The sequence below is a fragment of the Longimicrobiales bacterium genome, assembly GCA_035764935.1.
GTDB lineage: Bacteria > Gemmatimonadota > Gemmatimonadetes > Longimicrobiales > RSA9 > DASTYK01.
Genome location: DASTYK010000072.1, coordinates 22155 through 29339, shown reverse-complemented (window position 1 = coordinate 29339; position 7185 = coordinate 22155). Strand labels below are relative to the sequence as shown.

The following is a 7185-nucleotide window of genomic DNA, read 5'->3' as shown; positions in this document are numbered from 1 at the left end:
CCGCAGCGCCGGCAGGAGGCCGAAGACAATCCCCGTCGCGACCGTCAGCGCGCTCGCGAACGCGAGGATCCTGAGGTCGGGCGTAGCCTCGACCAGCAGCGGCTGCTCGCCGGTCGGGACGAGCGCGATCAGCGCGCGCGTGAGCCACACGGCGAGCGCGACGCCGGCGAGGCCGCCGGCAAGCGATAGCACAAGGGACTCGACGAGCAGCTGGCGGACGAGCCGGCCGCGAGAGGCGCCGAGCGAGAGCCGCACGGCGAGCTCCTTCTGCCGCATGAAGCCGCGCGCGATGAGCAGGTTCGCAACGTTCGCGCACGCGATCAGCAGGATCAGCCCGACACCGGTCATCAGGATCAGCAGCGCCCCGGCATAGCGGTCGCGCACCTGCGAGATGCCGGTCGGTGCGGCATGCGCATGGAAGCTGCGGGACAGGTACTCCTCGCGGTGCTCCGGCGGGTAGTGCTCCGGCAAGGTCGCAGCGTACGCGGCGGGCGCGATCGCGGCGAGGCGCGCCCCGAGCTGCTCCATCGTGAGGCCCGGCGCGCGCCGGCCCATCACGTTCAGCCACCACGTGCTGCGCGCGTCCAGCATGCTGCGCTCGCCGGCCACGGCCGCCTCGGCGCAGAGCGGCAGGAACACCTGCGGGTTGTCACCCACGTCCGCGCCGCGGAACCCGTCGGGTGCGACGCCGATGATCTCGAAGCTCGTGCCCTCCAGCGTCAGCCGCTGCCCGAGCACGGCCGCATCACCACCGAACGCGCCTTGCCAGTAGCCGTGGCTCAGCACGGCGAGCGGCGTGCAGCCGCGTGCGTCGTCCGCTGTCGTGAACAGACGGCCGATGGCTGGGTGCACACCGAACACGCGGAAGTAGTCGCCGCTCACCCATGCGCCGTCCACCCAGCGGGCCTCGCCGCCGGCCGCCGTGTTGAAGCGCGTGTGCGAGAAGGCCGCCACAGAGCTCAGCCCGCCCTGGTTGTCGCGGACCTGCTCCCACAGCGGATTGGTGAAGTACCCGACGGACTCGTTCTCCGACATGCCGAGGATGACCAGCTCCTCCGGGGCACGCACCGGAAGCGGGCGCAGCACCACCGCGTCGATCAACGTGAAGATCGCCGTATTCGCGCCGATCCCCAGCGCCAGCGACGCGACCGCGACGAAGGTGAAGACCGGCGTGCGTCGCAGGCCGCGCGCTGCATGACGCACGTCGCGCAGCAGCCAGTCGAGCCAGCCGATCACGTCCGCATCGCGCGTGCGCTCGCGCTGGACGTCGACGTTGCCCACGCGACGTCGCGCCTCGTGCAGCGCGTCTGCCTCGGACATGCCCGCCGCGCGCAGCGCCGCCGCTTTCTCCTCGACGTGGAACGCCAGCTCCCTCTCGATCTCGCGGTTCAGCCGGTCCGTGCGGCCCAGGTTGCGCAGACGATCATACAGGCTCATCGCCGTTCTCCGGATCGTGCCTGCTCAGGCGAACCGCAGCACGCGGTTCACGCCGTCGCTCAGTCGTGACCAGCTTTCCTGCTCCGCTTCCAGCTGCCGCCGCCCCTTCGCCGTGATCGCGTAGAAGCGCGCCTCCCGGTTGTTCTCCGTCCGCCCCCACGAGGAGCGCAGCCAGCCGTCCTGCTCCATCCGGTGCAGCGCCGGATACAGCGAGCCCTCCTCCACGCGCAGCGAATCCTGCGACACCGTCTGGATGTGCGTCGTGATCGCGTAACCGTGCATCGGTCCGCTGCTCGCGAGCGTGCGGAGCACGAGCAGTGCGAGCGTGCCCTTCAGGTCATTGCCGGGTCGTGCCATGTCGCTTCCCCTTGGAGCTATGCATAGATAGCTAGGTAACGGTCGGGCAGACGGGCAGCCAGCGAGGCGGGACGGACGGCAGGGATGGCGGGACGGTCCGGACGGGTCCCCGTGTGACGCGGGACGCCCACTGACAGGGGGACGCCGCCCTTCCAGCGACGTGCGCGTCCCCGCCTCGCCGTGAAGGTGACCCCGCTCCCCCCGGTTTCCGTTTGGGGCGCATTTCACCGTCTATTGTGCCGTGAGATCGACCGCGCGCCGGGCGCCGGCAGGAGGTGGGGTCACGCTTGCCCCGACTAGCACGTGAGTCGAGCACCGGTCGTCCGGAATCCAGGTGTGGGGCAAGGTTGACGGAGCGCAGCCCCCATGGGAGTGAGCCGCCCCCTCGGGAATCCACGCGCGCGACGTACGGCAATGCTCACGCAGGGCACCCCGAAGACGTCAGCCGCCCCTCCGGGCCGCGGCAATGGACGGCCGGGCCCGCCCTCCCATACATTCCGCGTGTGTCGTCAGCGTACGAGAGGCAACGAACGGACAACCCGGTGACCCGCGCTGCCTGGCGGTCCCGCTCCAGATGCCCGGTCTGACCGCGCGTCGCCGGGCGCCCCGCGCCCAGGACGTCGTTCACCGGCGTCCTTCCTTCTGGCGCAGCCTCTCCGGTCCGCAGCTGCTGGTCATCTCCTTCGCCGTGCTCGTGCTGATCGGTACGCTCGGCCTCATGTACCTGCCGGGCCTCTACACCGGCGAGCGGCTCGGCTGGCTGGACGCGCTGTTCACGGCGACCAGCGCCGCGTGCGTTACCGGCCTGATCATCGTCGACACCGCCACCTACTTCACGCCCGCCGGCCAGGCGTGGCTGCTGCTCCTCATCCAGCTCGGCGGCCTCGGCATCATCACGCTGACGACGCTGATCATCGTCGCACTCGGTCGCCGCCTCTCGCTGCGCCAGGAAACGCTCGCCGCGACCACGTACGACATCGCACCCCACGTCGATTTCCGCCATCTCGCGCGCGACATCGTGATCTTCACGTTCGCGCTCGAGCTGCTCGGCGCCGCGCTCCTGTACCTCGCCTGGATCCCGCGTTTCGGGATCGAGGGTGCTTTGTGGCCCTCGCTGTTCCACGCGATCAGCGCATTCTGCAACGCCGGTTTCTCGACGTTCACCAACTCGGTGATGGACTTCCAGCGGGCGCCCGGCACGCTGCTCGTGATCTCGGCGCTGATCGTGCTCGGCGGGATCGGCTTCCTGACGCTCGAGGAGGTCGTGCTGCACACGCGTTCCCGACGCACCGGCCGGCCGTTCCGCCTGTCGCTGCACTCCCGCATCGTGCTCTGGGTGACGGCGCTGCTCATCGTGGGCGGCTGGGCGCTGTTTGCCTACTTCGAGTGGTCGGCCACGCTCGCGAACCTGCCCAGGGGAGACAAGCTGGCAAACAGCCTGTTCATGAGCGTGACCGCGCGTACCGCCGGCTTCAACGTCGTCGACTACGGCGCGATGAGCGTGCGCTCCGACTTTCTCACGATCCTGCTCATGATGATCGGCGGCTCACCGGGCTCCACGGCTGGTGGCCTCAAGACGACGACGATCGCGCTGATCGGCCTGCTCGCGTGGAGTCGACTGCGCGGCCGCGATACCGCCAGCATCTGGGGGCGCTCCGTGCCGGAGGAGACGGTGCAGCGCGCGGTCGGCCTGTTCGTCGTCGCATTCGGCTTCGTCACGCTCGCGATCTTCGCTTACACGACCAGCGAGCTGCCGGCGACGGGCGTCATCGCGGACATCGGCTTTCTCGAGTATATGTTCGAGGCGGTCTCCGCGTTCAACACCGTCGGCCTGTCGATGGGCGTGACACCGCAGCTCACGGAGTTCGGCCGGCTGCTCACGATCGTCCTGATGTTCGTCGGTCGCGTCGGACCACTGACGTTCGCCGCCGCGATCGCACTCCGGAACCCGACACCGGGTACGGACTTCCGTTACGCGTACGAAGACGTCGCCGTCGGCTAGCACAACAGGGTGAATCGATGAAACGCTTCATCGTCGTTGGACTCGGGAACTTCGGTTCCGCCGCAGCCGAGGCGCTGCACAAGCAGGGACACGACGTCGCCGCGCTCGACACGAGCGAGAACGCGGTCGACCGCATCGCACCGTTCGTCTCGCGCGCCGCCGTGGGCGACGGTCGTGATGCGCGCGTGCTCGAGCGGCTCGGGGCCAGGGACGCCGACGCCGCGATCGTGAGCACGGGCGAGGACATCACGGCGAGCATACTGGCGACGCTCGCGCTGCACGACCTCGGCGTCGACGAGGTCTACGTGAAAGTCGTGTCCAGCGACCACGCGCGCGTCATGCAGAAGATCGGCGCCACGGAAACGATCTTCCCGGAGCGCGAGAGCGGGCTGCGCCTCGGCGCGCGCATCTCATCGCGCAGCGTGCTCAACTACGTCCGCCTTGCCAACGACTTCAGCATCCAGGAAATGGCCGTGCCCGACCGGTGGATCGGTCGCTCGCTCCGGCAGCTGCAGCTGCCGCGCAAGCACCGCATCGCGATCGTGGCGATCCATGACGTGCTGCACGACGAGATCGCCACGGTGCCGGACCCGGACGCGCCGCTCAAGGAGTCGGACACGCTGCTGGTGTCGGGCAAGGACGAGGACCTCGCACGGGTGGCGCGGGTGTAGTCAGGGCCGGTGCCCGCGACCTGCAATGCGCCCTCGTTTCATCTGCCGCCAGGGATCACACGTGAAGCCTTTCGCCGCTCTCCGTTACACGACGTTCGCCGTACTTGCAGCAGCCCTGAATCCCGGCGCTGCTGCCGCGCAGCAACCACGTGAGCACACGCTCCTGCCCATCCCTTTCGAGCACTCCGCCGAGCGCCGCTGGCTCAGCAAGCCCGTGCTCGAGCAGCGCCTGCTCGATGACATGAGCGATCCGACGCGCTGGACGTTCACCGGCACCGGCAACCTGACGTTCCCCGACACGCGCGGCCCGCACGGCATGCGTACGCTGCGCGTCGACGTGCAGACGTTCCCCGGCGAGCCTGCGCCGACGCGCAGCGGACTGTCCACCGTGAACCTGCGGCGCAGCGTCGCCGGTGAGGACTGGAGCGGCTACAACCGACTGTCGATCTGGGTGCGCGCGGACGTGGAAGGGCTGCCCATGCTGCCGCTCCAGATCGTGCTGCACAACAGTGGCGCCGACACGATCCCGGACGTCTACTACCGCGAGGGCATCCATTACGTCACGCTGGAAGACGAGACCTGGCACGAGATCGTCTGGGAGATCGATCCGCTGCCACGCGATCGGGTGACGCTCCTCGAGTTCGGCTACTGGTTGAACCGCCTGCTCGCGCGCGAGGACGACCACGTCTCCTTCGAGATCGGTCGCATCGAGCTGCAGCGCGTCGAGCCGGATCATCATACGGGCTGGAACGTCGCGCCCGGCCGCATCGCGTACAGCCACACCGGATACGACGCCGCACTCTCCAAGACCGCGCTCGCCAGCGGCCTCGATGCTGACCGCTTCGACGTCGTGCGCATCGACGACACCCCGCTCGGCGACGTCGTGTTCAGCGCTCCGCTGCAATCCGCCAGCAGTCCGATCGGCGAGTTCCAGGTGCTCGACTTCTCCGCACTGACGACGCCCGGCCGTTACGTCCTGCGCGCGGGGGACGCTCACTCGCAGCCGTTCGCCATCGGCGACGACGTCTGGAACGGTACCGTCTGGAAGACGCTGAACTGGCTGTACGGCCAGCGCTGCGGATTCCCTGTTCCCGGCGTGAAGGGCGTCGACCACCAGGACTGGCTCGCCACGCACGACGGCGAGCGCATCGTCATGAACGGCGGCTGGCACGACGCCGGCGACCTGTCGCAGGGCGCCGTCAACACCGGCGAGACGACGTATGCCCTCTTCGCCCTCGCGGAGCGGCTGCAGCAGCTCGGCGACGAACCCGCACTGCTCGAGCGCGTGCTCGAGGAAGCGGCATGGGGACTCGACTGGCTCCTCAAGGTCCGCTTCGACGGCGGCTACCGCATCGGCTTCGCCGGCCACAACCTCTGGACCAACAACATCGTCGGCGACGAGGACGACCGTGAGCGCGAAGCGCTGAACAACCCCAACGTGAACTACATCGCCGCCGCGGCGGAAGCGATCGCCGCACGCGTGCTGAAGGATGCCGCACCCGAGCTCGCGGCCCGTGCGCTGCGCACCGCCCGGCTCGACTGGCAGGACGCGCAGACCGGCGTCAACGACGAGACCACCTGGAGCACGCCCGCATTCGCCGCGACGGAGATGGAGCTCGCGTCCATCGGCGCGCTCGCCTCGATCGAGCTGTACCGCGCGACCGGCGAGCAGCAGTACGCGGATCGCGCCGTCGAGCTCGCACGCACGATCGTCGCATCACAGCAGAAGCAGCCCGTCGGCACCACGTTCCCGCTGAGCGGCTTCTTCTACACCGGCACCGGCCGCGACACCATCTTCCACCAGTTCCACCGCGGCAACGACCAGGCTCCCATCGTCGCACTGGCCGCTCTCGTCGAGGCGCTGCCCGATCACGCCGAGCGCGCGACGTGGCAGGAAGCGCTGGAGCTGTACGCGCGCTACCAGCGCCAGAGCGTGCAGTACACCTCGCCGTACGACGTCCTGCCCGCCTACGTCTACCGCGTCGGAGACGGGCCCGCAGAGATCGTGGCGCAGCACGCCGAGCGCTACCAGGGCACCACCGAAGCATACGAGGCGCAGGTGGTCGAGGGACTCGAGATGGGCGACGGCTGGTACCTGCGCGCCTTCCCCGTGTGGTACGCGCGCCGCGGCAACTACGGCGTGCTGCTCTCCCAGGCCACGGCCGCGGCCGCGATTGCGCACGTACTCCAGGACTCCGCCGCCCTCGACCTCGCGCACCGCCAGGCGCAGTGGATCGTGGGACGCAACCCGTTCACGCAGAGCACGATGTACGGCGAGGGATACGACTGGTCGCAGCAGTACGCAGTGTCGTCGGGCGACTTCGTCGGCGCTCTCCCGGTAGGCATGCAGAGCCGCGGCGACAGCGACCTGCCCTACTGGCCGACCCAGAACATGTACGTGTACAAGGAGGTCTGGGTGCACTCGGTCGGTCGCTGGATCTGGCTGATGGCGGACCTGCTGCGGTGAGGAGGCTGCGGGTCCGCAGCGGGCGCCGCCGCGCACCCGCGCACCCGCGCACCCGCGCACCCGCGCACCAGCGCACCCGCGCCCTGCGCCCCGCGGCCCGCGCACCCGCGCACCCGCGCACCCGCGCCCTGCGCCCTGCGCCCTGCGCCCTGCGGCCCCGCGCCCTGCGCCGCGCCCCCGCTGGCGCGACAAACGTGTCGGCTCCCGACGTCGTTTGGCGCCCTGGCGGTGCCTGTGCCCGACAGGGCGCC

5 protein-coding genes are annotated in these 7185 nt (G+C 69.6%); 3 read left to right on the top strand and 2 right to left on the bottom strand.

Features of this window, described 5'->3' with window-relative positions:
- Both VFU06_05770 and VFU06_05765 read right to left on the bottom strand, forming a co-directional pair.
- Positions 1-1437: ABC transporter permease (locus VFU06_05770; protein HEU5208902.1), on the bottom strand; the 1437-nt coding region annotated here is incomplete at its 3' end.
- Between the two features lie 24 nt (positions 1438-1461).
- Entirely contained in the window at positions 1462-1794 is a 333-nt protein-coding gene (locus VFU06_05765; protein ID HEU5208901.1) for a PadR family transcriptional regulator, read from the bottom strand.
- 574 nt (positions 1795-2368) lie between these two features.
- On the opposite strand from VFU06_05765, the gene VFU06_05760 reads away from it, so the two are divergent.
- The 3 genes from VFU06_05760 (at position 2369) to VFU06_05750 (ending at position 6934) form a co-directional block, all read left to right on the top strand.
- Positions 2369-3796, top strand: coding sequence for a TrkH family potassium uptake protein (locus tag VFU06_05760; protein HEU5208900.1), 1428 nt, complete (start codon positions 2369-2371; stop codon positions 3794-3796).
- 17 nt (positions 3797-3813) lie between these two features.
- A complete protein-coding gene (locus VFU06_05755; protein ID HEU5208899.1) occupies positions 3814-4467 on the top strand; it encodes a TrkA family potassium uptake protein in 654 nt (217 codons plus the stop codon).
- Between the two features lie 61 nt (positions 4468-4528).
- Positions 4529-6934, top strand: a complete 2406-nt coding sequence (locus VFU06_05750; protein HEU5208898.1) for a glycoside hydrolase family 9 protein — start codon at positions 4529-4531, stop codon at positions 6932-6934.
- Positions 6935-7185: the final 251 nt, after the last annotated feature.

Bases quoted from the DNA above. Each gene is read 5' to 3' on its own strand.
- VFU06_05765 (HEU5208901.1), bottom strand. From the start codon at position 1,794: ATGGCACGACCCGGCAATGACCTGAAGGGCACGCTCGCACTGCTCGTG.
- VFU06_05760 (HEU5208900.1), top strand. From the start codon at position 2,369: ATGCCCGGTCTGACCGCGCGTCGCCGGGCGCCCCGCGCCCAGGACGTC.
- VFU06_05755 (HEU5208899.1), top strand. From the start codon at position 3,814: ATGAAACGCTTCATCGTCGTTGGACTCGGGAACTTCGGTTCCGCCGCA.